This window comes from Telluria sp. AIW5, assembly GCF_056680575.1.
In genome coordinates this window covers 1,623,351-1,645,495 of sequence record NZ_CM155289.1, presented here as the reverse complement: position 1 = coordinate 1,645,495, position 22,145 = coordinate 1,623,351, and the positions used below count along the sequence as shown (strand labels likewise).

Sequence of the window (22,145 nt, the reverse complement as noted above, 5' to 3'; positions counted from 1 at the left end):
TCGAGCCGGAGCGATTGATCGGATGAAGCGGCACCAATAGAGTCAACGCGGCGCATATTTTCGCGTGGGCACGGGCGCCCACCCTACGAACCTGCATAAAAGCCGGCAATGCCGGCTTTTTTCTTAATTCGATTCCTTGATCATCCGCCCCTGGTTCTCCTGCAGCGGCCGCGCATTGAGCGGATACAGCCGCGAGAACAGCGCCATCTGCGCCGGCGAGGCCGTCATCGGCTGCTTCATCACCAGCCACAGCACGTTCTCGGTGCACGGCGGCGTGGTCATCGAACCCATGTAGGTGTAGTACTCGCGCCGGTTCGGCAGCATCTCGAACGGGTCCAGGTCGATGCCCGGCGTACCGAGCTGCCCCTTCTCCAGCGGGATGTTGTTCCACACGGCCTGGATCGCGTCGTTGCCCTTGCCGCGCTCGAGCAGCACCGCCACCACGGCCAGCCGGCCCTTGGCGTCGCGGTGCACGAGGTGGATCACCATCTCGGTGCCCTTGCCGTTGATGCGCTCTTCCGACGGACGGTGGAAGTGGAACTGCACCAGTTCGTAGCGCTCCGCCCCCACGTTGATGAAATTGCCGCGGCCGACATTCACCTGCACCGTGTGGCCGTTGTCGATTTCGCTGAAAGTCGAGGGACGGTAATCGAAATCGATCTCGTCGAGGTTGACCTTCATGCCGTCGCGGATGTCGATCGGCGACTGGCGATTGCCCTTGCCGCAGGCGGCCCAGGCCGGGTTGATCTTGCCCCAGTTTTCGGGGCCGAACTCGCCGTCGTAATCCCAGTGGTTGCTGATCTTCGGGGCGGCCGCGATTGCCGCTTCCTTCTTGCGCTTGGCTTCGGCGGCCTTCCTCGCCCTGGCCGCGGCGGCGACGCGCGCGGCCTGCCTGGCGCGCATCTCGGCCAGGCGTTCGGCGATGCGCACCGACAGGTCGACCTGGTCGTCGTCGTCCGGGGCGGAGACGGCGGCGGCGATCTTGTCTGCGGTGGCGGCGCTGGCCCGGGGCGGCTTTTCGGCCAGCGATTTGTCGATCAGTGGCTTTGCGATCAGCGGCTTTGCGACCAGCGGTTTCTCGCCTGGCTGCGCGGGCCCCTTCCCGGCCTTCTCGTCCTTGTCCGCGACCGGCTTGTCGATGGCCTTGGCCGGCCTGGACAGTTCGGCGGCCAGTTTGGCGGCATCGGACGATTTCCTGGCTGCGTCCAACGCCGGTTTCGCGGCGGGGGTCGGTTCGTTGGCGCTTGCGCCGAGCATGACGAGGCTGCAGGCAAACAGGGCGATCAGGTTACGCATGGGGTGAGGGAGAAGTGAATGCACCCCCTCTTAACGACGCTTTCCCAAGGAAACTTGAGAAGGTAAACGCAAACGCGCCGGATAAATCCGGCGCGCTGGTGATTCGGGCAACAAGCTTGTCGCTGCGTTATCAGCGGCTGAGCACCTTGCGCCCGAACTTGTACAGGCCGCCAAGGGCGAGCGGCACGATCGCGGCGCACACGCCCACGAGCACGATTTCCGTCAGGTGGTCGCGCACGATCGGGATGTTGCCGAAGAAGTAGCCCGCAGTCACGAGGATGGCGACCCAGAGCACGGCGCCCGTCACGTTGTAGAGCTGGAAGCGCCAGTGGGTCATGTCCGACACGCCGGCCACGAAGGGCGCGAAGGTGCGCACCACCGGCACGAAGCGCGCCAGGATGATGGTCTTGCCGCCGTGCTTTTCGAAGAAATCGTGGGTGCGGCGCAGCGCGTCCTTGTTGATCCAGCGGTAGTTATGGGTAAACATGCGCTGGCCGACCGCTTCGCCGATATAGTAATTCAGGGTGTTGCCCGTGACCGCCGCCACGATGAGCAATGCCATCAATAATGGATAGCTCATCTGGCCGGTGGCGCAGAAGGCGCCGGCGATGAACAGCAAGGTATCGCCCGGGAAGAAAAACAGGACCACGAGACCTGTTTCGCAGAACACAATCGCGAACAGGACGATGTAGACATAGATGCCGTACTCGGCGAGCAGCACTCCCAGCGTCTTATCGACATGAAGTAGCATGCCGAATAATTGCATCAGATCCATAATTTTCCTAAACGGTAACAATGAATCATACCACCAGTCAGCCATGTCAAGCGGGTGCGGCGGGCCGCGCCGGGCGAGATTTTAAGGAAGTGTTAAGTTTTATGGACAGGCCGAAATTCGCGATTACAATTGTTTAATACTAACAAGCGGGAGTTGGAGATGAAGGCAGTCCGGATCGCAGTACACGCAGCGGCAACACTGGTCGTGGTCGCCGGTGCCCAGGCGGCGGCAATGAAGGCCTTGCCGCCAAAGCCAAGCGTGGCCGATATCGTCAAGGAATCGAAGGCGTCCGACTGGCGCGCGCTCGCCCCCGAGAACACCCTGTACATGGATTTGCCGGCGGGCCGCGTCGTCATCGAACTGGCGCCGACCTTCGCCCCCAACCACGCCGCCAACATCAAGGCGCTGGCGCGCGAAAACTATTTCGACGGGCTCGTGATCCTGCGCTCGCAAGACAATTTCGTCGTCCAGTGGGGCGACCCGGACGAGAAGAATCCGCGCCCGGTGAAGAAGGCGAAGGAAAAGCTGCCCGGCGAATTCACGGTGCCGCTCAAGAATGATCCCCACTTTACGCGCCTGAAGGATGTCGACGGCTACGCGCCGCAGGTCGGCCACTCGAACGGCTTCCCGGTCGGGCGCGATCCGAAGACCGGGGAAACCTGGCTGGCGCACTGCTACGCGATGGTCGGCGTGGGGCGCGACGCCGAGGCCGACAGCGGCGGCGGCACGGCCCTGTACGTCGTCACCGGCCAGGCGCCGCGCCAGCTCGACCGCAACATCACCGTGGTCGGACGCGTCGTGTCCGGCATGCCGCTGCTGTCGACCGTGCCGCGCGGCCCGGCGCCGATGGGATTCTTCGACAAGCCGGACATGCAGGTGCCGATCAAGGCCTTCCGCGTCGCGGCCGATGTGCCGGAAGCGGAGCGCAGCAAGTTCGAAGTCATGCGCACCGACGGCGCCACCTTCCAGAAAGTGGTCGAGGCGACGCGCAACCGCGGCGGCCCCTGGACCAAGGTCGCGGCCGGCCATGTCGACCTGTGCAATGCGCCAATCCCGGTGCGGGAAACGAAATAAGCAGAAATACGAGCGCGGTAAAAAGCGCGGAGGGGCGGGATATAATCGCGGGATGAACGCGCCCCTCCCCACCCACCGTCCCATCCAGCAGCTGAACGACCAGCTGATCTCGCAGATCGCCGCCGGCGAGGTCGTCGAGCGGCCCTCGGCCGTGGTGAAGGAGTTGCTCGAGAATGCCCTGGATGCGGGCGCGACCCAGATCACGGTTCGCCTCGAGGAAGGCGGCGTCAAGCGCATCGCGATCAGCGACAACGGCCGCGGCATCGCGCCCGAGCAGCTGCCGCTGGCCCTCGCCCGCCACGCAACGTCGAAGATCGCCTCGCTGACCGACCTCGAGAACGTCGGCACGCTGGGCTTTCGCGGCGAGGCGCTGGCCTCGATCGCCTCCGTCGCGGCGGTGTCGATCACCTCGCGCACGGCCGACGCGCCGCACGCCTGGGAAATCGTCGGCTCGCACCTGGGGACTGTCGCGCCCTCGTCCGGCCCCTGCGGCACCACGATCGACGTCCAGGACCTGTATTTCAATACGCCGGCGCGCCGCAAATTCCTGAAATCCGAACAGACCGAATACGGCCACTGCGCCGAGGTCGTGCGCCGCATCGCACTGGCGCGGCCGGACGTGATGTTCAGCCTGACGCATAACGGCCGCACGATCGACCACTGGAACACCTGCGAGATGGCGCGCCGCAGCGCCCAGATCCTCGGCAATGAATTCGCCGAGGCGCGCCTGGCGATCGACGAAGCCGCCGGCCCCCTGCGCCTGCACGGCTATGCCGGCCTGCCGACGGCGTCGAAGGCGCGCGCCGACGGCCAGTTCTTCTACGTGAACGGGCGCTACGTGCGCGACAAGCTGCTGGTGCACGCGGTGCGCGCCGCTTACCAGGACGTGCTGCACGGCGACCGTTTCCCGTCGTACGTGCTGGCGCTCGACCTCGATCCGGCGCTGGTCGACGTCAACGTCCACCCGTCGAAAATCGAAGTGCGTTTCCGCGACAGCCGCGCGGTGCACCAGTTCGTGTTCCACGCGGTGCAGCGCGCGCTGGCCGCCACCTCGGCCACGGCCCACGGCAGCGTGCCGGCGCCGATCACGGCCGCCGAGATCACGCCCTCGGGCGGCTCGGACTGGCGCCGCCCGCACGAGCAGACCACCTTCGGCGCCCAGTTGGCGCCGACCTTTTCGCCCTCTCCCTTCCCGCCCGGCAGCCGCTGGGATGCGCCGGCGGCCAGCGGCGTTGCGCAGAGCACGGCCAGTTATGGCGCGCTGTTCGCCTCGAACGAACGCCCGGCTGCATCCACTTCAGCGATGCCGATGCCGACGCCATCCACCGCGCCCAGCAACGACGAGTTCCCGCTCGGCTTCGCGCTGGCCCAGCTGCACGGCATCTATATCCTGGCGCAGAACACGAAGGGCCTGGTGCTGGTCGACATGCACGCCGCGCACGAGCGCATCCTGTACGAGCAGCTCAAAAACGCGCTCGACGCCCAGGTCGACGGCCAGGACATGCAGGTGCAGTCGCTGCTCATTCCCGTCACTTTCTTTGCCGACGCGATCGAAGTGGCCACCGCCACCGACCATCAGGAGACTTTGAAGGCGCTGGGCTTCGACATCGCCGCGCTGTCGCCGACGACGCTCGCCGTGCGCGCGGTGCCGACGCTGTTGAAGAATGCCGACGCCCAGACGCTGGCGCGCGACGTGCTGCGCGACGTGCGCGAATTCGGCGGCTCGCGCGTGCTGATCGAGCGCCGCAACGAACTGCTCGGCACCCTCGCCTGCCATACGGCGGTGCGCGCCAACCGCATCCTCTCGACCCAGGAAATGAACGCGCTGCTGCGCCAGATGGAAAGCACCGAGCGCGCCGACCAGTGCAACCACGGGCGCCCGACCTGGGTCCAGCTCGACATCTCCGCGCTCGACAAACTCTTTTTGCGCGGCCAGTAAATGACGATTGAAGCAAAGAAGGCCAAGCCTTTGGCGGTGGCGATCATGGGCCCGACCGCATCGGGCAAAACGGCGGCGGCGCTGGCGATCGCGCGCGTGATCCCCAGCGAGATCATCTCGGTCGACTCCGCCCTCGTGTACCGCGAGATGGACATCGGCACGGCGAAACCGACGCCGGAGGAACTGGCCGCCGCGCCGCACCACCTGATCGACATCATCGACCCGCTGGACGCCTATTCGGTGATGCAGTTCAGGAATGACACACTGCGGCTCGTGGCCGAGATCAGCGCGCGCGGCCGGCTGCCGCTGCTGGTCGGCGGCACGATGATGTATTTCAAAGGACTGACCGACGGCCTCGACGACCTGCCGACCGCCGACACCGCCGTGCGCGCCGCGCTCGATGAGGAAGCGGCGCGCATCGGCTGGCCGGGGATGCATGCGAAGCTGCGCGCGCTCGATCCGGTCACCGCCGACCGGCTGGCACCGAACGACGCACAGCGCATCAACCGCGCGCTGGAAATCATCGAACTGACGGGACAGCCGATGTCGTCGCTGCTGGCGCGGCGCGCCAAGCCGGAGTTGCCCTTCGATCTGGTCTCGCTTGCGCTCGAGCCCTCCGATCGCGCCGTGCTGCACAAGCGGATCGCGCTGCGTTTTGATGCGATGTTGGGCGACTCCGATGATGAGGGGATCGTCGCCGAAGTGGCGCGCCTGCGCGCACGGGGCGACCTGTCTCCGAATTTGCCGTCGATGCGCTGCGTCGGCTACCGCCAGAGCTGGGACTACCTGGACGGGAAAATCGACCGCGCCGGGCTGCGCGAAACGGGCATCATCGCCACCCGCCAGCTCGCCAAGCGCCAGCTGACCTGGCTGCGCGCGATGCCGGACCGGATCGTCATCGACTGTCTCGGACGCGATCCGGCGGGCGAGATCCTGGCGCGGGTACGCGGCTTGCAAAAATAGCAGCGCAGGTACAAACTCTCCTGTTTGGCGCACGCAGCCTTGACAGCATCGGCTGCGCCTTGGATAATGTCGTTCGTTTCCGGTGATATAGCTCAGTTGGTTAGAGCACAGCACTCATAATGCTGGGGTCGGTGGTTCAAGTCCACCTATCACCACCAAGAATTTCAAAACGAATGGCTTGGCTCACGCGAGTCGAGCCATTTTGTTTTACAGAGTTTCGGTGATATAGCTCAGTTGGTTAGAGCACAGCACTCATAATGCTGGGGTCGGTGGTTCAAGTCCACCTATCACCACCAGAATGCTTGACGGCCCGGCGCGCGATGCCCCGGGCCGTTTTTCTTTGCGCTCACGGTTGTCGCGGCACTTCGGCAAGCCAGGCGCGGATCTTTTCGTACACCTCGACGCGGCTCAGCAGGTCGAGGTGGTGGATGCCGAACGCGACCCATTGCCGCGCTTGCGCAAACGCCAGGCAGCGCGCCGGCTCTGCATGGCGTCCCAGCGCCGTGTCGACCGGGATCAGGCCATCGCCCAGCAGTCGGTCGCGCATATCCCTCATGCGCCGCCCGGTCGAGCCGGCAATCGCATAGCATTTCACGTTTTTTGGCAGCGGCACATGGCGCCGCGTATCGCCCTCGTGGGCAAAGCGGTTGCGGCCATGCCAGTCTTCGTCGAGCAAGTTGCCGAAGCGCAGGTCGGTGATGCCGGCACTGCGCAGCTCGCCGAGGCGGGCGAAAGGCGCGGTCAGGATATTCCGGCCCAGCACGACGCCGAGCCAGTTGCCGTGGCGCTCGAGCGGCGCGCCATGGTGCGGCGTGCCCAGGAAGACCAGGTGCGCCAGGTGCGCCAGCCAGGCCTGCCGTCCGGCGCGCGCATAATGGCAGGCGCTGCGCGCGACCAGCCCGCCCATGCTATGCGCAAGGATGGCGACTTCCTCGACCGGCACCGGCCATTGCTCGACCAGCTGGCCAAGCAATCCGGCCAGTTCGCGGCCATTGGTCGACACATGGCGCCCGCTGTTGTAATACACATAAACGGGCGTATAGCCCAGGTCGCGCGCCAGCGCGGCCCCGTGATCGTGGCGCCCGCGCAGCCATTGCAGGTCGCTGCGGCACAGCCCATGCACCAGGACCAGCAGCTTCCCGCTGGGGGCATCGACTGCCGCCGCCAGCGCGCCGCGTTCGAGGTGCAGCGCCCGCCCCTGCTGGCGCAGGGCCATGCGGATCGCCAGCGGGTTCTCCAGCCGCGCCAACTGGTCGCCGAATAGCCCGTTCAGCGCCGCCAGCACCGTGTCGCGCTCCGCGCTCGAGAGCTGGGCCTGCCGTGGCCGGCCCAGCGTCGCGTCGAACCAGCGCCCGGCGATGACGGTGCCCGCCCTGGCGCGGCGATAGGCAAGCGCGCCGCCGCCTTCGGCGCGCTGCGCTGCCTGCGTGGCGCCTGTCAGCTTCATGTGCAAGCCCTCGATCCGGTCGATGACGACCTCGATCACCACCAGCACGAGCAGGCCGATACCATGCAGGTCGGACCAATGGAAGTGCGTCCCGCTAGGCCGGGTCGCCGATTTCCTGGTGCGCGCGTTCAATGTCGAGCCTTTCCGTCGCGTCGCGCGGCGTGGCCGCGGCGGCCGCCCGCGACAACGCGACCGCTTCGGCCTGCCCGGCGAGGCCGTCGAGCATCAGCAGCGCGCGCGCATACTCGAGTTGCGTGATCGCCGATCCGGGATTGAGCTCCAGTGCCTTCCTGAAGTGCGCCAATGCGGCGTCGCGGCTGGCACCATAGCTGAGCCGGCCGATCAGGGCGCCGGTCTTGTCGATGATCTCGGCGTGGTAGACCCCGAGCGCCGTATGCGCGTCGGCATGGCGCGGAGCCAGCGCCAGGGTGGCCTCGAGACTGGCCCTGACCTTGCCACCGATGCCCTGCGCCAACGCCTTGATCACCGAGATCTCCTGCGCGTAGCGGCCCAGCGCATAGGCATGCCAGTAAAACGCGGCCGCCTGGCCCGGCTGCTGCGCCTGCTGCAGCGCGCAGCGCGCGGCCACGTCCTGCAGGCGTTCGCACCTGGCCTCGGCCGACGGTTCGAGGTAGACCGCGTGCATGCAGCTGGCCTTGTTGGCGGCCGCCTGGCCCGCCGGGCCGGCCGCCAGCCCCAGCTGCGCCGCCCGTTCGAAGTCGCCGGCGTGAAAGGCGATCCAGGCCTCGACGACGGCGCCGCTGCGCGGCCACGGTTCGGCGTCGCCCGCGTGCAGGCTTTTCCACGCCTGCTTCAGGCTCGCCGCGGTGTAGGCGAAGCGGGCTTCCGGATGCGGAAATTTTTTCCACCCCATGGCGGATTCAGCTCATGTGCCGGTGCGGCGCAGGCAGCGGCGCCGGGTTCACGGATGGCGCCCGGCGGACTTGGCGGCGGACTTGGCGGCGGACCTGGTGGCGGTCTTGGCAGCGGTCTTGGCGGCGGGCCTGGCGGCGCGTTTAGGCGGCGCGTCCGCGGCACGCTGCGCCGGCGTGACCGCCTTCACGGCCTTGACGGCGGGCCTGGGCGCGCTGGCGGGCCCGGGCGAACTGGTGCGCCTGGCCGCCGCCGCGGGTGTCGCCAGCGCCGCCTTCAGCGCAACGATCTCGCGCTGCAGGGCGTCGACCTCCTCACGCGAGGGCACCCCCAGGTTGCGCAGCGAGCGGGCGACGCGGTCCTCGAAGATCTTTTCGATCTTGTCCCAGGAGCCGCTGGCCTGGCGGCCGACGTTCTCCGCGAGCCGGCTCACCTTGTCGGCGACGCCGGGCGCCCTGTCGCCGCCGAGGCGCTGCGTCAGCTTGTGCAGTTCGGCGCCTTCGCCCACCAGCGTGTCGAACAGGCTGCTGCCCTCCTGCTGCGCCTTGGCGAAAGCGCCGAGCCCGGCCTGCCAGATCTGCTGGGCCGAAGCGGCGACCGCCTCGACCAGCGCATTCGATTCGGCCGCCATCATGTCTTTCAGTTTCGTTACCATGTCCGCTCCTGCGTGGATGTTGTCCGTGCTGCTCCGCTTACCCGGCCGCCGCCGCTGTCCCGACCTCCTCTTCGGCAAGTACCGCGCGCCGCAGGATTTTGCCGATCGCCGACTTCGGCAGGGGCGCGTCGCGAAACACGACGTATCTGGGCACCTTGTAGCCGGTCAGGTTCTCGCGGCAATGGAGAAGCAGGGCCTCGGCGGTGAGCGCGGGGTCGCGCCGGACCACGACGATCTTCACCACTTCGTGCGAGTGCTCGTCGGCCGCGCGAATGGCGGCGGCCTCCTTGACCCCGGGATGCAGCGTGACCACGTCTTCGATTTCGTTCGGATAGACCTTGAAACCCGAGACGACGATGATGTCCTTCTTGCGGTCGACCAGCCTGACGTAACCGTTCTCGTCCATGACGCCGATATCGCCCGTGCGCAGCCAGCCGCCGGGGTGGAATACCTTCGCCGTCTCCTCCGGCATGTTCCAGTAGCCGGACATGACCTGGGGGCCGCGCGCGCCGATTTCGCCGCTTTCCCCGAGCGGCAGTTCGGCGCCCGATTCGTCCAGGATGGCCACCTCGGTGGATGGCAGCGGCAGGCCGATGCAGCCCGAAAAATGGCGCAGCGTCAGGGGGTTGGCGCAGACGATCGGTGACGCTTCGGTCAGCCCGTAGCCTTCGATCAGAGGCCTGCCGAACACCTGCTGCCAGCGCTCGGCGACGGCGCGCTGTACCGCCATGCCGCCGGCCACGACGAGCTTCACGCCCGCCGTTTTCAGGTGCCGCAACTCGGGCTGGCCGAGCAGGGCATTGAACAGGGTGTTGACGCCGATCATGACCGTAAACGGATGGTGCCTGAGCTCCCTGACGAAGGCTGGCATGTCGCGCGGATCGGTGATGAGCACGATGTGGGCGCCGAGCCGGCAGAAGGTCAGCGTCGCCGTCAGCGCGAACACATGGTAAAGCGGCAGCGGGATGATGGCCGTTTCCTTGCCCTCCTCGAGTACGCCGGTCACCCAGGCGGCGGTCTGTTCGATGTTCGCGACCATGTTGGCGTGGCTGAGGATGGCGCCTTTCGGCACGCCCGTGGTGCCGCCCGTGTATTGCAGGAAGGCGGTGTCGGACGGCGCCGGCGCCGGCGCCTCGAGCGTCAGCGCGGCGCCCCGCTTGAGCGCCTCGGGCAGGCCGACGGCCTGCCCGATATGCCATTCGGGAACCATGTGGCGGACGTGCCTGACCACCAGGTTGACAATCTGCGCCCGCGGGAAATGCAGCATGTCGCCGACCCGCGTCGTGATCACGCGGCGCACCGCCGTCGCCGGCTTGACCTGCTCGAGCGTGTGCGCGAAATTGTCGAGCACGATGATGGCGGTGGCTCCGCTGTCGATCAGCTGGTGGCGCAGCTCGCGCGCGGTGTATTGCGGATTGACGTTGACCACCACGCAGCCGGCGCGCAACACGCCGAACAGCGCCACCGGATATTGCAGCAGGTTGGGCAGCATGATGGCGACCCGCTCGCCACGGCCGATGCCGGCGGCCTGCTGCAGGTAGGCGGCGAAATCGCGCGACAGCGCATCGAGCCGGTTCCAGGTCAGCGTGGCGCCCTGGTTGCTGAAGGCGGGCAACTCGCCGAAGCGGCCGCAAATCCAGCCGAACATCTCGTTGAGCGAAGCGAAGGCGTCGAACGGCACCTCGGCCGGCACGCCGGGCGGGTAACTGTTTAGCCAGATTTTTTGCATGGCCGGACTCGCTGAAGGATGGATCGGCTGCTCGCCGACCGCCTCGCGGCGGCATGCTTGCATTCTTATGCTATGGGGATGCCACCGGCCAGATCAACCATGCTTTCGTGTTTTTTTGATGTGGGTCAAATTTCACGCAAAGGTGCAGCGCCGGGACGCCAGGCGCGCAGTACATTCGTTTTTTGTTCAGCGATCCCATACGTCGATAAAGGAACGGACATGACTACCAAGCACAGCAAGACCCCGGCCGCCACGGCCGGGCACGCAGGCGGCAATGGCACCGCGGCGGCCGAACATGCGGGCCACGCGGTCCAGCAGGGCGTTGCGGCCAGCCTGGCCGCACTCGGCACGGTCGAAGAGCAGATCGCGGCGCTGGTGCGCAAGACGATCGCCGACACGCTCGGCACCGGTGGCGGCACCGCTGCCGGGCTGACCGCGGTCATCGAGCAGGTCGCGCGCGGCGCCCTTGCCGCCAGCGAAGAGCTCGGCACCGGCCTTTCGCTCAGCGTCAGCGGCGTCGCCAAGGGCATCGTCGCCGGAGTGCACGACGTCGGCGGCGATGTCGTGCTGGCGGCCTTCGACACCATGCGCGCGCTGATCCAGGTCGGCGCCACCCTGGGCGCCGACCTCGGCACGGTGGCGCGCCAGGCGGTGCGCGGCATGCTCGACGCGGCCGGCGAAACCGGCGGCGACGCCGGCCGCATCGGCACCCGTGCCGCCGAGGGCGCAATCGCTGCGGCCGGCGAGATCAGCAACATGGCCGTCCGCACGGTGCGCGACGTGCTGGTCGGGATCGACGGCAGTGTCGGCCAGGCGGGCCGCGCGGGGCCGCCGCAGGAAGGCGCGCACGGCCGGTCCGGCGGCACGCCGCGCCATCACTGAGCGAGCGTGCGTCATGGCGCCGTGGTGCCGGCCTGGCCGGGCCAGGGCAGCATGAGCGCGCTCAGCAGCAGGGCCTCGAACTGGACCGCGAACAGCCGGGCGAACGCCGCCGGGTCGGGCATGCGGCGCAGGTCGGCAACGACACCGGCGCTCACCTGCCCGGCGTAGCTCAGCAGGCTGACGCCGAGGCCGATGCCGCCCGATTGCGGCACCCAGAACATCTGGCGCACGATGCGCCGGCCGGCCAGGTAGCGTGGCTCGTCCGGGCCGCGCACGTTGGTCACGATCACGCTGGCGTTCGCTGCCAGGGTCTCGAGGATGCGCTCGCGCAGGAACGCGGGCGCGATGCCCATGGCCGTCAGGATCCCGAGCGCCACCTGCGCCTGCTTCGAGTGCTTGAGCTGGGCCATGCGCCCGTGCACCTCGAGCGCGCACGCCACGGGGTCGCTGGCAGCGGTCGGCAAATCGAGGAAGACCAGGCCGAAGCGGTTGCCCAGTTCCGTCAGCCGCCCCGGCCGGCGCAGGTTGACCGGCACCAGGGCGCGTAATTCCAGTCCGTCGACCGCATCGCCCTGCCCTTCCAGGTAGGCGCGCAGCGCGCCCGTGACGCAGGCCACGAGCACGTCATTGACCGAGCAGCCCAGCGCGCCGGCAACGGCCTTGACCTCGTCCAGCGCCAGCGGATCGGCCCAGGCGACCCGCTTCATGACGCCCAATTCTCCCTTCAGACGGCTCGGCGCGTCCGGTGTCATGGCGGCAATCACGCCGCCCTGGTACAGCAGGTCGGCGCCGGCGCGGGCGGCGTCGAACGCAGCGGCACGGTCGCCCAGCAGGTCGCGTCCCGCGCCGGCCAGCCCGCGCAGCGCACGCAGCGCGTCGCCCGCCGTCTCGGTGGCCGTGCCGAACAGCCGTTCCCAGGCGCTGCGGGCGGGCTGCGCCGGGGCCAGGTCGATCCCGGCCGCGGCCGGCCGGCCCGGATCGGCATCGGTAATCGCATCGACCAGGTGCAGCATGGCGAAGCCATCGCCGTAGCAGTGATGGATGCGGATCACCAGCGCGCCGGCGGCGCCCGTTTCCAGCAGGTGGAACTGCCACATCGGCTTGCCCGGATCCAGTGCGGTGCTGATCAGGTCGCCCGTGACTTCTTCGAGCGCGGCCTCGCCGGGGGGCAGCGCAATGCGGCGCACGTGCCAGTCGAGGTCGAAGTCGGGATCGGTCTCCCAGTAGGGGCTGCCCGCGGCATCGGCCACGCGCTGGCGAAAACGGTGGAAGCACAGCATCCGCGTGCGGATCAGTTCGCGCAGCTGCTGCAGGTCGAGCGGCCCGTCGAGCATCATCATGCCGCAGATCATCATGAGGTTGGTCGGCCGGTCCATGCGCAGCCAGGCGGCATCGACCGCCGTCAGCATTTCGGGTTGTGCGGTGGCGGGCGCCATGTCAGAGGTGTACGCCGCGCAGCAGTTGCTGCAATGCCTGGAGTTCGGGCGAGGCCGCCTGCAGCGGCGCGTCGGCCTCGGGCGCGAGGCGGTAGGCGCTGTTCATGATGATCTGGCCCAGCCGCGGCGCGGCCATCTGCATGCCCAGTCCCAGCATGCCGACGTCGGTGGCGATGCGCGCCGGCTGCTCGACAATGGCGCGCACGACGAATTGCGCCGCCTCGTCCGGCGTGAGGGCCGGCGCATCGCGGTAGACCTCGGTCGGCGCGATCATCGCCGTGCGCACCAAGGGCATGTTAATGGTGGTGAAGCTGACGCCCGTGTCGGCGAATTCGGCCGCGGCGCAATAAGCCCACGCCTCGAGCGCCGCCTTCGACGCGACATAGGCGGAAAAGCGCGGGGCGTTGGTCAGCACGCCGATCGACGAGATATTGATGACGTGGCCGGCGCCGCGGGCCGCCATGCCGGGCAACAGGCCCAGCGTCACGCGCAGGGCGCCGAAATAATTGAGCTGCATGGTGCGCTGGAAGTCGTGGAAGCGGTCATAGCTGGCGTCGAGCGAACGCCGGATCGAGCGCCCGGCATTGTTGACCAGCACGTCGACGCGCCCGTGCTCCGCCAGCACGGCCTGCACGAAGCGGTCGCAGTCGTCCATGTCGGACAGGTCGACCGGGTAAGTCAACAGGTCGAAGCCGCGCGCCTGGACTTGCGCCCGGGCGGCGGCCAGCTTCTCGTGGTCGCGCCCGCAGATGAGCGTGGTCGCGCCGGCCGCGGCCAGCCGCTGCGCCGTGGCCAGGCCGATGCCGGAAGAGCCGCCGGTCACCAGCACGACCTTGCCGGCAACCCGGCCCGGCAGGCTGCGCCCGGCGCAGAGCGCGGGGTCGAGGTGGCGCTCCCAGTAATCCCACACCGGTTCGGCATAGCTCTCCAGCGGCGGGCAGGCGATGCCGCTACCGGCCAGCGCCGCCGCGGCCTGGCGATTGTCGAAGCGGGTGGGCCAGTTCACCAGTTGCAGGATGCCTTCCGGCAGGCCGAGGTCACGCATCAGGGCCTGCTGCAGCCGCCGCACCGGCGGCAGCGCGTCGAGTCCCTTGCGCAACCACGCCGGAACCAGGCCCAGCAGTGAAACATTCAGGCGCAGGCCCAGCGGCGGCGCGTGGGCGGCACGGGCGAAGATCGCCAGGACCTCGCCGACCCGCCGGGTCGCCGGATCGGTCAGGTGGAAGCACTTCCCGTCGAGCCCCTCGAGCAGCGCAATATGGGCCAGCGCAGCGACGACATAATCGACCGGCACGATGTTGACGCGCCCGCCCTCGATGCCGATCGCCGGCAGCCAGGGCGGCAGCAGCGCACGGATGCGCTGGATCAGCTTGAAAAAATAATAGGGGCCGTCCGCCTTGTCGGTCTCGCCGCTGTGCGAGTCGCCCACCACCAGGCCGGGCCGGTAGATGCGCCATGGCACGGGACAGGCGTCGCGCACGATCTGTTCGGCCGCATGCTTGGTGGCGAAATACGGATGGTCGAGGTGCTCGGCCTCGTCGAACATATCCTCCCGGAAGACGCCGGGATACAGGCCGGCGGCTGCGACCGAACTGACGTGGTGGAAATGGCGGGCGCCTAATTCGGCGGCCAGCGCGACCGCGCGCCGGGTTCCCTCGACATTGGCTGCCACCTGCTCGGCAAGGCCTGCGCGCAGGTCATAGATGGCCGCCAGGTGAAAGAAATGGTCGATCTTGCCGGTCAGTGCCAGGCGTTCGGCACCGGTCACGGCGAGACCGTCCTGCAGCAGGTCGCCGAAGACCGGCAGCGCGCGCCCGTCGGCGGCGTTCCAGTAGGCGAGCAGGCCGGGGAGCTTGGCGCTGCTGCCCGCGCGCAGCAGGAACGAGACTGTACTGCCGGGCGAGGCCAGCAGTTTCCTGACGAGGCGCCTGCCGATGAAACCGGTCGCGCCGGTGACGAAATAATGCATGATAACGGCTCCTCATGGCATGGCGGCGGGATGCGGCATGCCGCCGGACAGCGCCGGCCCGGCGCGGGTTTCCGTGTCCGCGGCCGCCAGCATCAGCGCGGCCGCCTTTTCGGCGATCATCATCGTGGGTGCATTGGTATTGCCGCCGATGAGCGTCGGCATGATCGATGCGTCCGCCACGCGCAGGCCGGCCAGGCCGTGCACGCGCAGCGTGTCGTCGACCACCGCCATCGGATCGCCGCCCATCTTGCAGGTTCCCGCCGGGTGATAGATGGTTTCGGCCTTGCGCCGGATGAACTGCGCGAGCGCTTCATCGCTGTCGGCTGCGCTGCCGGGAAAGATTTCCGGCCCCCGGTACGGCGCCAGCGCGGGCGCCGCGAGCACGCGCCGCGCCGCCCGCAACGCGCCGATCATCTGCGCCAGGTCGGCCGGCTCGGACAGGTAACGCGGCTCGATCAGCGGAGCGGCGCCCGGGTCGGCGCTGGCGAGGGCGATATAGCCGCGGCTGGCCGGGCGCAGCAAGCAGGCATGCAGCGCAAAACCGTGGCCCCATAGCGTAAACAGGACCTTGCGCCAAGTACGCGCATGGCCGTCCAGGCGCGCCGGCGTGAAGTGGAACTGCAGGTCGGGCAGCGCCTCCTGCGGCGTGCTGCGCACGAAACCGCCGGCCTCGGCCGAATTGCTGGTGAACGGACCGCGCCGGTGGGCGAGATAGTCGAACAGGTAGCCGGGCTGGCGGTGCAGGGTCGACAGCGTCAGGCCCAGCGACACCGGCCGGGCGCACTGGTGCACCAGTAATATGTCGAGGTGATCCTGCAGGTTGCGCCCCACGCCCGGCAGGCAATGGCGCAGCGGGATGCCGTGGCGCGCCAGTTCCGCCTCCGGACCGATACCGGAGAGCATCAGCAATTGCGGCGAATTGACGGCGCCTGCCGCAAGCACGACTTCGCGCGCGCAGCAGGCCGTCGCGCGTACGCCGCCGTGCAGGTATTCGACGCCCGCGGCGCGTTTGCCGTCGAAGACCAGGCGGGTGGCGTGCGCGCCGGTGACGACCGCCAGATTCGGCCGCCCGCGCACCGGCGCCAGGAAGGCGCGCGCCGCGCTCCAGCGCTCGCCGTTCTTCTGCGTGAGGTCATAACAATTGACACCCTCCTGCAGCGCCCCATTGAAGTCGGCATTGAACGCATACCCGGCTTCACGGGCAGCGGCGACGAAGGCCAGCGACAGCAGGTTTGGCGAGCGCGGCGGCGCCACGTTCAGCTCGCCGCCGACGCCGTGATAGTCCGAGGCGCCGCCTTCGTAATGTTCGCTGCGCAGGAACAGCGGCAAGACCTCGGCATACGACCAGCCGCGGTTGCCCAGCCTGGCCCAGTGGTCGTAGTCGGCGCGGTGGCCGCGCGTATAGATCATCGCATTGGTGGAACTGCTGCCGCCCAGCGTCTTGCCGCGCGGCCAGAAAAGCCGGCGCCCGTCGAGCTGTGATTGCGGTTCGGTGAAGTACTGCCAGTTGAGCTTGCGGCTATTCATCATGTACACGATGCCCAGCGGCACACGGATGAAAGGGCTCGTATCCGCAGGACCCGCTTCGAGCAGACAAACCCGTGCCCGTGGATCGGCGGACAACCGATTTGCGAGGACACATCCGGCCGAACCACCGCCAACGATGATGTAGTCGTACATGATCCGATTATAGACCCGCAAGGGGCCCCGGTTGCTTGCTTATCCGGCGGCGGCGTCATCCAGCGCATAGGCGCCGCGCGCATAGGCTTCGAGGACGGCCTGCGCCTGCTGCACGAAGCAGGCCGGCACCAGGATGCGTACCCCGCCCAGGGCCGGCGCCAGCAACAAGTCGGCCTGCATCAGGTGCGCGTCGGCCAGCACCGCCGGAATGCCGGACGCTTCCATGCAGCCCTGCATCAGGCGCGCCTCCATCGGCACCAGATAGCGCGCGACGATGAACAGGTCGCGCCCGGGAATCGCTTCGATGTCGGGATGCGCGGCAAGCCAAGCGCTCAGTGACTGCTCCCATGCGTGTTCCATATGTGCTCCCGTGATGGATGAGCCGATAGTACGCTTCGCCCGCCGCTTGCGACGCGCGATTACCGCAAGACGCCAGGCAAGGACGACAGCAGGTACAGGATCACGCCGATCAGCCCGCCGACGATCGTGCCATTTATGCGAATAAATTGTAAATCCTTGCCGATATTCAGTTCGATTTGTTCTGACATCTCGGCGCTGTCCCAATTCTTGACCGTATCGGCGATATGCCGGGTCAGATAGACGGCGAATTCGGGCGCCGCCGCGCGCGCCGCCAGTTCCAGGTTCTCGTTGAGAGACTGGCGCAGTTGCGCGTCCTCGGCCAGGGTCTTGCCGAGCCAGGCGCCGGTCGCTTCCAGGCGGGCGCGCAGGGTCGAATCTTTGCTCGCCAGGTCTGCTTTCAGCCAGGCTTTCAATTCACCCCACAGCGACTTCAGGTAATTGTTGAGCGTCTCGTCGTTGAGCAGATAATTCTTGATCTCTTCGCTCTTGCTGGAAAATTGCGGGTCGATTTTCAGGCGCTCGATGAATTCGGCGGTGAACACGTCGAAACGCTGGCGCAGCGGATGGTCCGGGTCGCGCGCTACTTTATTCAGGATGGTTGATGCCAGGCGCACGGCGATATCGGCGCCTTTACGGCCGATCAGTTCCGACGGCAGCATCTTTTCGATGAAGGCATATTCTTCCTTGAGCCAGTCGACGATGCCCTGCGAGATAGTCGATTGCGTTTCTTCGTTATCGAGCAATGCCGCCAGTTGGTGGATGCCTTCGTTGAGCAGTTCCTGGTGCCGTCCGCCGCGGGTCAGGCTTTCCAGGATCGTGCCGGCCGATTTGGATAAATCGACACTGCCGACCATCGTGTGCACGGCTTTCCTTAAAAAATTCTGGATCGCCGCGTCTTCGGTGAAATCGAGCATCCAGCCCGCGGTTTTCACCAGGTAGCCGCCCATGTGCTGCGTGTTCGCCGGCCTGGTCAGCCAGTCGGCCACTTTTTGTGCAGGGTCGTGTTTCTGGATCAGGCGGACGATCGATTCGGTATCGAGGAATTTTTCGTGCACGAAGAGCGCCAGGTTGTCGGCGATCTTGGCCTTGTTGTTAGGGATGATGTTGGTGTGGTGCGAGACGACCGGAATCGGCACGCGCCTGAACAGCGCGACCACGGCGAACCAGTCGGCCAGGGCGCCGACCATCGCCGCTTCGGCAAAGGCTTTCAATAAACCCGTCCACCAGTGTTGGGGCAGGAAAAAACTCAGCACGAACAGCAGCGCGGCGCCGATGAAAAATCCCAGCGCCAGCCGTTTCGATCGATCGAGTTCGCGTTCTTTAGTCATGTCTACGGCAGCTTTATCTCTACCGTAGCAATCCTATATGACCCCGGCGCTTTTCAGCGTTTCGATTGATTCGCTGCTCCAGCCCCAGTCCGCGAGCACGGCGGCGCTGTGCTGTCCCGGCGCGGCGGCCGCCTGCCCTGCCGTGGACTGCGTGCGGCTGAAACGCGGCGCCGGCGCCGGCTGGGTCACGCCATCGATCTCGATGAAGGTGCCGCGCGCCGCGTTGTGCGGGTGCGTGGGCGCTTCCGCCATGTCGAGTACCGGTGCGACGCAGGCGTCGGTGCCTTCCAGCAGCGCGCACCAGTCGTCGCGCGTGCGAGTGGCGAACAGCGCGGCGAATTTCGTTTTCAGCTCGGGCCAGCGCTTCCGGCTCCACTGCTTTGCGAAGTCGGGATCGCTGGCGCCCGTGATCTCCAGCAGCTGCGCGTAAAACTGCGGCTCGATCGCACCAACCGACAGGAATTTGCCGTCACTGCAGGCATAGGTGTCGTAGAACGGCGCCCCGCCATCGAGCATGTTCGCTTCGCGCCCGTCGTTCCAGGAGCCGAAGGCGCGCAGGCCGTAGATCATCGCGCCCAGCAGGGCCGCGCCGTCGGTCATGGCGGCATCGACCACCTGGCCTTTGCCCGAGGTCTTCGCTTCCAGCGCCGCGCAGACGACGCCAAAGGCGAGCATCATGGCGCCGCCGCCGAAGTCGCCGACCAGGTTCAATGGTGGGCTGGGCGGCGTATCGGCGCGGCCCATCGCGTGCAGCATGCCGGACAGGGCGATGTAGTTCAGGTCGTGGCCGGCCGCCTGCGACAAGGGGCCGGTCTGGCCCCAGCCGGTGATGCGCCCAAAAACCAGCTTCGGGTTGCGCGCCAGGCAGGCGTCGGGGCCGAGGCCGAGGCGCTCCATCACGCCGGGGCGGAAGCCTTCGATCAGGATGTCGGCTTGTTCTGTCAATTTCAGGACGACCTCGCGTGCTTCCGGCTTTTTCAGGTCGAGGGCGAGCGAGCGGCGGCCGCGTGCCATGACGTCGAATTTCGTGCCCAGCATCGGGAAGGGGTTGCCCGCGCCGGGTCTGGTTTTGCGGTCGATGCGGATCACCTCGGCGCCCATGTCGGCCAGCATCATGGCGGCAAAGGGACAGGGGCCGAGGCCGACCATTTCGATGATTTTGATGCCAGTGAGTGGTCCGGGCATGGATGTGTCCAGTGGGATTGATCGGCGTTGTACCGCGTGCGCACAAGTGCGCACCCTACATTACAAGGAGCGGGCGATGATCTCTTTCATGATCTCGTTGGCGCCGCCGTAGATGCGCTGGACCCGGGCGTCGACGTACATCTGGGCGATCGGGTATTCGAGCATGTAGCCGTAGCCGCCAAAGAGCTGCAGGCACTGGTCGACGACCTTGCACTGCAAGTCCGAGATCCAGTATTTCGCCATCGAGGCGCGCACGGCGTCCATGCGGCCGGCCAGCATGTCCTCGATACAGCGGTCGATGAAGATGCGCGCCACCGTCGCCTCGGTTTTGATTTCGGCCAGCACGAAGCGCGTGTTCTGCATCTCGATCAGGGCCTGGCCGAAGGCCTTGCGTTCTTTCGTGTGTTCGACGGTGAGCGCCAAAGCGCGCTCGATCGCCGCCACGCCGGCCACGCCGATGATGGTACGTTCATACGGCAGCTCCGTCATCAGCTGGACGAAACCCCTGCCCTCTTCGCCACCGAGCACGCCATCGAAGGCTACGTGGGCCTCGTCGAAGAACAGCTCGCAGGTGTCCTGTCCCTTCTGCCCAAGCTTTTCCAGGATGCGTCCGACACGAAAGCCCGGGTTGTTGCGGGTTTCCAGCAGCATCAGCGAGATGCCTTTCGCGCCTCCGGCCGGATCGGTTTTCGCGACCACCAGGATCAGGTCGGCCAGGTAGCCGTTCGAGATGAAGGTCTTCGAGCCGTTCAGGCGGTAGCCGTCCTTGCCCTTGATGGCGGTGGTGCGGATGCCTTTCAGGTCGGAGCCGGCGCCCGGTTCGGACATCGCGATGGCCGCGATCATGTCGCCGCTGGCCAGTTTCGGCAGGTAGCGCCGCTTCTGTTCTTCGGTCCCCTGGTTCAGCAGGTAGTGGGCGACGATCGCGTGCACGTGCAATCCAAACGCCATGTCGCCGGCGTAGCCCAGCTCCTCGAAGATGATCGCCATGTGGGAGAAGTCACCGCCAGAGCCGCCGTATTCTTCGGGGATGTCGGCGGCCAGCAGGCCCATCTCGCCAGCCTTGTTCCACAATTCGCGGTCGACGTGCTGCTGCTGGCGCCAGCGCTCGCCATGGGGCGCGATTTCGCTGGCGACGAAGCGGCGCACGGCGTCGCGAAAGCCGTCCAGCTCCGGGTTCGTCCAGGATGGGCTTATCGATTGCATGCTGCCCCCTTACGCCGCGCGGTACATGGTGACGACGCAGGCCCCGCCCAGGCCCAGGTTGTGCTGCAGGGCCGTGCGCGCACCGTCGACCTGGCGCGCGCCGGCGCTGCCGCGCAGCTGGTGGGTCAGCTCGAAACACTGGGCCAGGCCCGTTGCGCCGAGCGGGTGTCCCTTCGACAGCAGGCCGCCCGATGGATTGGTGACGACCTTGCCGCCGTAGGTGTTGTCGCCGTCGCGGATGAATTTGTCCGCGCCGCCTTCCGGGCACAGGCCGAGGGCTTCGTAGGTAATGAGTTCGTTATGCGCGAAGCAGTCGTGCAGTTCGACGACGTCGAGTTCGTCGGGGCCAATGCCGGACTGTTGATAGACCTTGTCGGCGGCTTCGCGGCTCATCTCGTAGCCGACCAGGCGCATCATGTCGTTCGAGTCGAAGGTGCTGGCGCGGTCGGTCGTCATCGCTTGCGCGGCGATGTAGACGTCGCTGCGCAGGCCGCGCTTCTTCGCGAAGTCTTCCGAGACCAGCACCGCCGCGGCCGCGCCGCAGGTCGGCGGGCAGGCCATCAAACGCGTCATCACGCCAGGCCAGATCATCGGCGCATCGAGCACGTCCTGCGCCGTGACTTCCTTTTTAAAGAGCGCCAGCGGGTTGTTGACGGCGTGGCGGCTGGCCTTGGCGCGGATCTCGGCAAATGCCGATAAAGGCGTGCCGTATTTTTCCATGTGCGCCAGGCCCGCGCCGCCGAAGTAGCGCAGCGCCAGCGGGATCTCTGGTTTGCCGACCAGGCGGTCGGTGACGGCGTCGAAGTCATCAAAAGGCGTCGGGCGGTCGGTGAAGACGGAACCGAGGGCGCCGGGACTCATCTGCTCGAAGCCGAGCACCAGCACGCAGTCGACGGCGCCGCTGGCGATCGCCTGGCGCGCCAGGAACAGGGCCGTGGAACCGGTCGAGCAGTTGTTGTTGACGTTGACGATGGGGATACCGGTCATGCCGACGCCATACAAGGCTTTCTGGCCGCAGGTCGAGTCGCCGTACACATAGCCAACGTAGGCCTGCTCGATGTCGCCGTAGTCGACGCCGGCGTCCTGCAGTGCGGCGCGCGCGGCCGCGGCGGCCATCTGGTGATACGGGGCGCTCGCGCCCGGCTTGGCGAACGGGATCATGCCCACGCCCGTGACGAATACCTTGTTCATGCTGTCTCCTGTTTATAGGGTCTTTTATCGAATCGATTATAGCCAGCCGTCGCCGCGCTGAACTGGCCGCAGTCCCGAGGCATTCCTCTATTTTCCGACCATGTAGTCTACGTCGCTTATACTGGTCCGATTCAACCTTGATAAGGAGCCGTCCTGC

Annotated in this window: 18 protein-coding genes and 2 tRNA genes; 6 read left to right on the top strand and 14 right to left on the bottom strand. The window is 67.0% G+C overall.

From position 1 onward, the window contains the following. Positions 1–123: 123 nt before the first annotated feature. Together AC1MEM_RS07315 and AC1MEM_RS07310 are read right to left on the bottom strand one after the other, a co-directional pair. Positions 124–1,296: a carbonic anhydrase gene (locus AC1MEM_RS07315; protein WP_499476310.1), complete on the bottom strand. Its 1,173-nt coding sequence runs from the start codon at positions 1,294–1,296 to the stop codon at positions 124–126. Positions 1,297–1,426: 130 nt separating this feature from the next. Then, on the bottom strand, positions 1,427–2,071 hold the full coding sequence (locus AC1MEM_RS07310) for a VTT domain-containing protein (protein WP_499476308.1): 645 nt from the start codon (positions 2,069–2,071) through the stop codon (positions 1,427–1,429). Positions 2,072–2,230: 159 nt separating this feature from the next. Here AC1MEM_RS07310 and AC1MEM_RS07305 point away from each other — a divergent pair, with 159 nt between their 5' ends. The 5 genes from AC1MEM_RS07305 (at position 2,231) to AC1MEM_RS07285 (ending at position 6,343) form a co-directional block, all read left to right on the top strand. After that, complete coding sequence (locus AC1MEM_RS07305) at positions 2,231–3,145, top strand: peptidylprolyl isomerase (RefSeq protein ID WP_499476306.1); 915 nt, start codon at positions 2,231–2,233, stop codon at positions 3,143–3,145. 52 nt (positions 3,146–3,197) lie between these two features. Then, positions 3,198–5,084 (top strand): DNA mismatch repair endonuclease MutL, encoded by a 1,887-nt coding sequence (gene mutL / locus AC1MEM_RS07300; protein ID WP_499476305.1) that lies wholly within the window; start codon positions 3,198–3,200, stop codon positions 5,082–5,084. Further along, positions 5,085–6,047 carry a tRNA (adenosine(37)-N6)-dimethylallyltransferase MiaA gene (gene miaA / locus AC1MEM_RS07295; protein WP_499476303.1) on the top strand — a complete coding sequence of 321 codons (963 nt, stop codon included), beginning with the start codon at positions 5,085–5,087 and terminating at the stop codon, positions 6,045–6,047. It begins immediately after the preceding gene. Between the two features lie 81 nt (positions 6,048–6,128). Further along, positions 6,129–6,205, top strand: a tRNA-Met gene (locus AC1MEM_RS07290). Positions 6,206–6,266: 61 nt separating this feature from the next. Next, a tRNA-Met gene (locus AC1MEM_RS07285) sits at positions 6,267–6,343 on the top strand. A gap of 50 nt (positions 6,344–6,393) precedes the next feature. On the opposite strand, the gene AC1MEM_RS07280 is transcribed toward AC1MEM_RS07285, so the two are convergent. From AC1MEM_RS07280 to AC1MEM_RS07265, 4 genes are read right to left on the bottom strand one after another with little or no spacing between them, the layout of a single operon-like run. Next, positions 6,394–7,626: an esterase/lipase family protein gene (locus AC1MEM_RS07280; RefSeq protein WP_499476302.1), complete on the bottom strand. Its 1,233-nt coding sequence runs from the start codon at positions 7,624–7,626 to the stop codon at positions 6,394–6,396. Next, positions 7,589–8,368, bottom strand: a complete 780-nt coding sequence (locus AC1MEM_RS07275; RefSeq protein ID WP_499476301.1) for a hypothetical protein — start codon at positions 8,366–8,368, stop codon at positions 7,589–7,591. Before AC1MEM_RS07275 ends, AC1MEM_RS07280 begins: the two co-directional genes overlap by 38 nt. A 48-nt stretch (positions 8,369–8,416) precedes the next feature. Beyond that, positions 8,417–9,022: a phasin family protein gene (locus tag AC1MEM_RS07270; RefSeq protein ID WP_499476300.1), complete on the bottom strand. Its 606-nt coding sequence runs from the start codon at positions 9,020–9,022 to the stop codon at positions 8,417–8,419. Positions 9,023–9,059: 37 nt separating this feature from the next. Then, positions 9,060–10,751: an AMP-binding protein gene (locus tag AC1MEM_RS07265; RefSeq protein WP_499477596.1), complete on the bottom strand. Its 1,692-nt coding sequence runs from the start codon at positions 10,749–10,751 to the stop codon at positions 9,060–9,062. A gap of 219 nt (positions 10,752–10,970) precedes the next feature. Here AC1MEM_RS07265 and AC1MEM_RS07260 point away from each other — a divergent pair, with 219 nt between their 5' ends. Then, on the top strand, positions 10,971–11,633 hold the full coding sequence (locus tag AC1MEM_RS07260; RefSeq protein WP_499476299.1) for a hypothetical protein: 663 nt from the start codon (positions 10,971–10,973) through the stop codon (positions 11,631–11,633). Between the two features lie 11 nt (positions 11,634–11,644). Here AC1MEM_RS07260 and AC1MEM_RS07255 read toward each other — a convergent pair whose 3' ends face one another. From AC1MEM_RS07255 to AC1MEM_RS07220, 8 genes are read right to left on the bottom strand one after another with little or no spacing between them, the layout of a single operon-like run. Then, positions 11,645–13,069: a wax ester/triacylglycerol synthase family O-acyltransferase gene (locus AC1MEM_RS07255; RefSeq protein WP_499476298.1), complete on the bottom strand. Its 1,425-nt coding sequence runs from the start codon at positions 13,067–13,069 to the stop codon at positions 11,645–11,647. Between the two features lies 1 nt (position 13,070). Further along, on the bottom strand, positions 13,071–15,038 hold the full coding sequence (locus tag AC1MEM_RS07250; RefSeq protein WP_499476297.1) for an SDR family oxidoreductase: 1,968 nt from the start codon (positions 15,036–15,038) through the stop codon (positions 13,071–13,073). Between the two features lie 12 nt (positions 15,039–15,050). Beyond that, the gene (locus AC1MEM_RS07245) at positions 15,051–16,718 is read right to left on the bottom strand and encodes a GMC family oxidoreductase (RefSeq protein ID WP_499476296.1); all 1,668 of its coding nucleotides are present in this window, start codon (positions 16,716–16,718) and stop codon (positions 15,051–15,053) included. A 39-nt stretch (positions 16,719–16,757) separates the two neighbouring features. Beyond that, positions 16,758–17,078: a putative signal transducing protein gene (locus tag AC1MEM_RS07240; protein ID WP_499476295.1), complete on the bottom strand. Its 321-nt coding sequence runs from the start codon at positions 17,076–17,078 to the stop codon at positions 16,758–16,760. Positions 17,079–17,137: 59 nt separating this feature from the next. After that, a complete protein-coding gene (locus AC1MEM_RS07235) occupies positions 17,138–18,406 on the bottom strand; it encodes a DUF445 domain-containing protein (RefSeq protein ID WP_499476294.1) in 1,269 nt (422 codons plus the stop codon). A gap of 33 nt (positions 18,407–18,439) precedes the next feature. Then, the gene (locus tag AC1MEM_RS07230) at positions 18,440–19,591 is read right to left on the bottom strand and encodes a CaiB/BaiF CoA transferase family protein (RefSeq protein WP_499476292.1); all 1,152 of its coding nucleotides are present in this window, start codon (positions 19,589–19,591) and stop codon (positions 18,440–18,442) included. A gap of 60 nt (positions 19,592–19,651) precedes the next feature. Next, positions 19,652–20,797: an acyl-CoA dehydrogenase family protein gene (locus AC1MEM_RS07225; protein WP_499476291.1), complete on the bottom strand. Its 1,146-nt coding sequence runs from the start codon at positions 20,795–20,797 to the stop codon at positions 19,652–19,654. A gap of 9 nt (positions 20,798–20,806) precedes the next feature. Beyond that, positions 20,807–21,988 (bottom strand): lipid-transfer protein, encoded by a 1,182-nt coding sequence (locus tag AC1MEM_RS07220; RefSeq protein WP_499476289.1) that lies wholly within the window; start codon positions 21,986–21,988, stop codon positions 20,807–20,809. Positions 21,989–22,145: the final 157 nt, after the last annotated feature.

Excerpts from the sequence above, each read along its gene's own strand:
- AC1MEM_RS07315 (WP_499476310.1), bottom strand. The coding sequence starts at position 1,296 with ATGCGTAACCTGATCGCCCTGTTTGCCTGCAGCCTCGTCATGCTCGGC.
- AC1MEM_RS07310 (WP_499476308.1), bottom strand. The coding sequence starts at position 2,071 with ATGGATCTGATGCAATTATTCGGCATGCTACTTCATGTCGATAAGACG.
- AC1MEM_RS07305 (WP_499476306.1), top strand. The coding sequence starts at position 2,231 with ATGAAGGCAGTCCGGATCGCAGTACACGCAGCGGCAACACTGGTCGTG.
- mutL (WP_499476305.1), top strand. The coding sequence starts at position 3,198 with ATGAACGCGCCCCTCCCCACCCACCGTCCCATCCAGCAGCTGAACGAC.
- miaA (WP_499476303.1), top strand. The coding sequence starts at position 5,085 with ATGACGATTGAAGCAAAGAAGGCCAAGCCTTTGGCGGTGGCGATCATG.
- AC1MEM_RS07275 (WP_499476301.1), bottom strand. The coding sequence starts at position 8,368 with ATGGGGTGGAAAAAATTTCCGCATCCGGAAGCCCGCTTCGCCTACACC.
- AC1MEM_RS07270 (WP_499476300.1), bottom strand. The coding sequence starts at position 9,022 with ATGGTAACGAAACTGAAAGACATGATGGCGGCCGAATCGAATGCGCTG.
- AC1MEM_RS07265 (WP_499477596.1), bottom strand. The coding sequence starts at position 10,751 with ATGCAAAAAATCTGGCTAAACAGTTACCCGCCCGGCGTGCCGGCCGAG.
- AC1MEM_RS07260 (WP_499476299.1), top strand. The coding sequence starts at position 10,971 with ATGACTACCAAGCACAGCAAGACCCCGGCCGCCACGGCCGGGCACGCA.
- AC1MEM_RS07255 (WP_499476298.1), bottom strand. The coding sequence starts at position 13,069 with ATGGCGCCCGCCACCGCACAACCCGAAATGCTGACGGCGGTCGATGCC.
- AC1MEM_RS07250 (WP_499476297.1), bottom strand. The coding sequence starts at position 15,038 with ATGCATTATTTCGTCACCGGCGCGACCGGTTTCATCGGCAGGCGCCTC.
- AC1MEM_RS07245 (WP_499476296.1), bottom strand. The coding sequence starts at position 16,718 with ATGTACGACTACATCATCGTTGGCGGTGGTTCGGCCGGATGTGTCCTC.
- AC1MEM_RS07240 (WP_499476295.1), bottom strand. The coding sequence starts at position 17,078 with ATGGAACACGCATGGGAGCAGTCACTGAGCGCTTGGCTTGCCGCGCAT.
- AC1MEM_RS07235 (WP_499476294.1), bottom strand. The coding sequence starts at position 18,406 with ATGACTAAAGAACGCGAACTCGATCGATCGAAACGGCTGGCGCTGGGA.
- AC1MEM_RS07230 (WP_499476292.1), bottom strand. The coding sequence starts at position 19,591 with ATGCCCGGACCACTCACTGGCATCAAAATCATCGAAATGGTCGGCCTC.
- AC1MEM_RS07225 (WP_499476291.1), bottom strand. The coding sequence starts at position 20,797 with ATGCAATCGATAAGCCCATCCTGGACGAACCCGGAGCTGGACGGCTTT.
- AC1MEM_RS07220 (WP_499476289.1), bottom strand. The coding sequence starts at position 21,988 with ATGAACAAGGTATTCGTCACGGGCGTGGGCATGATCCCGTTCGCCAAG.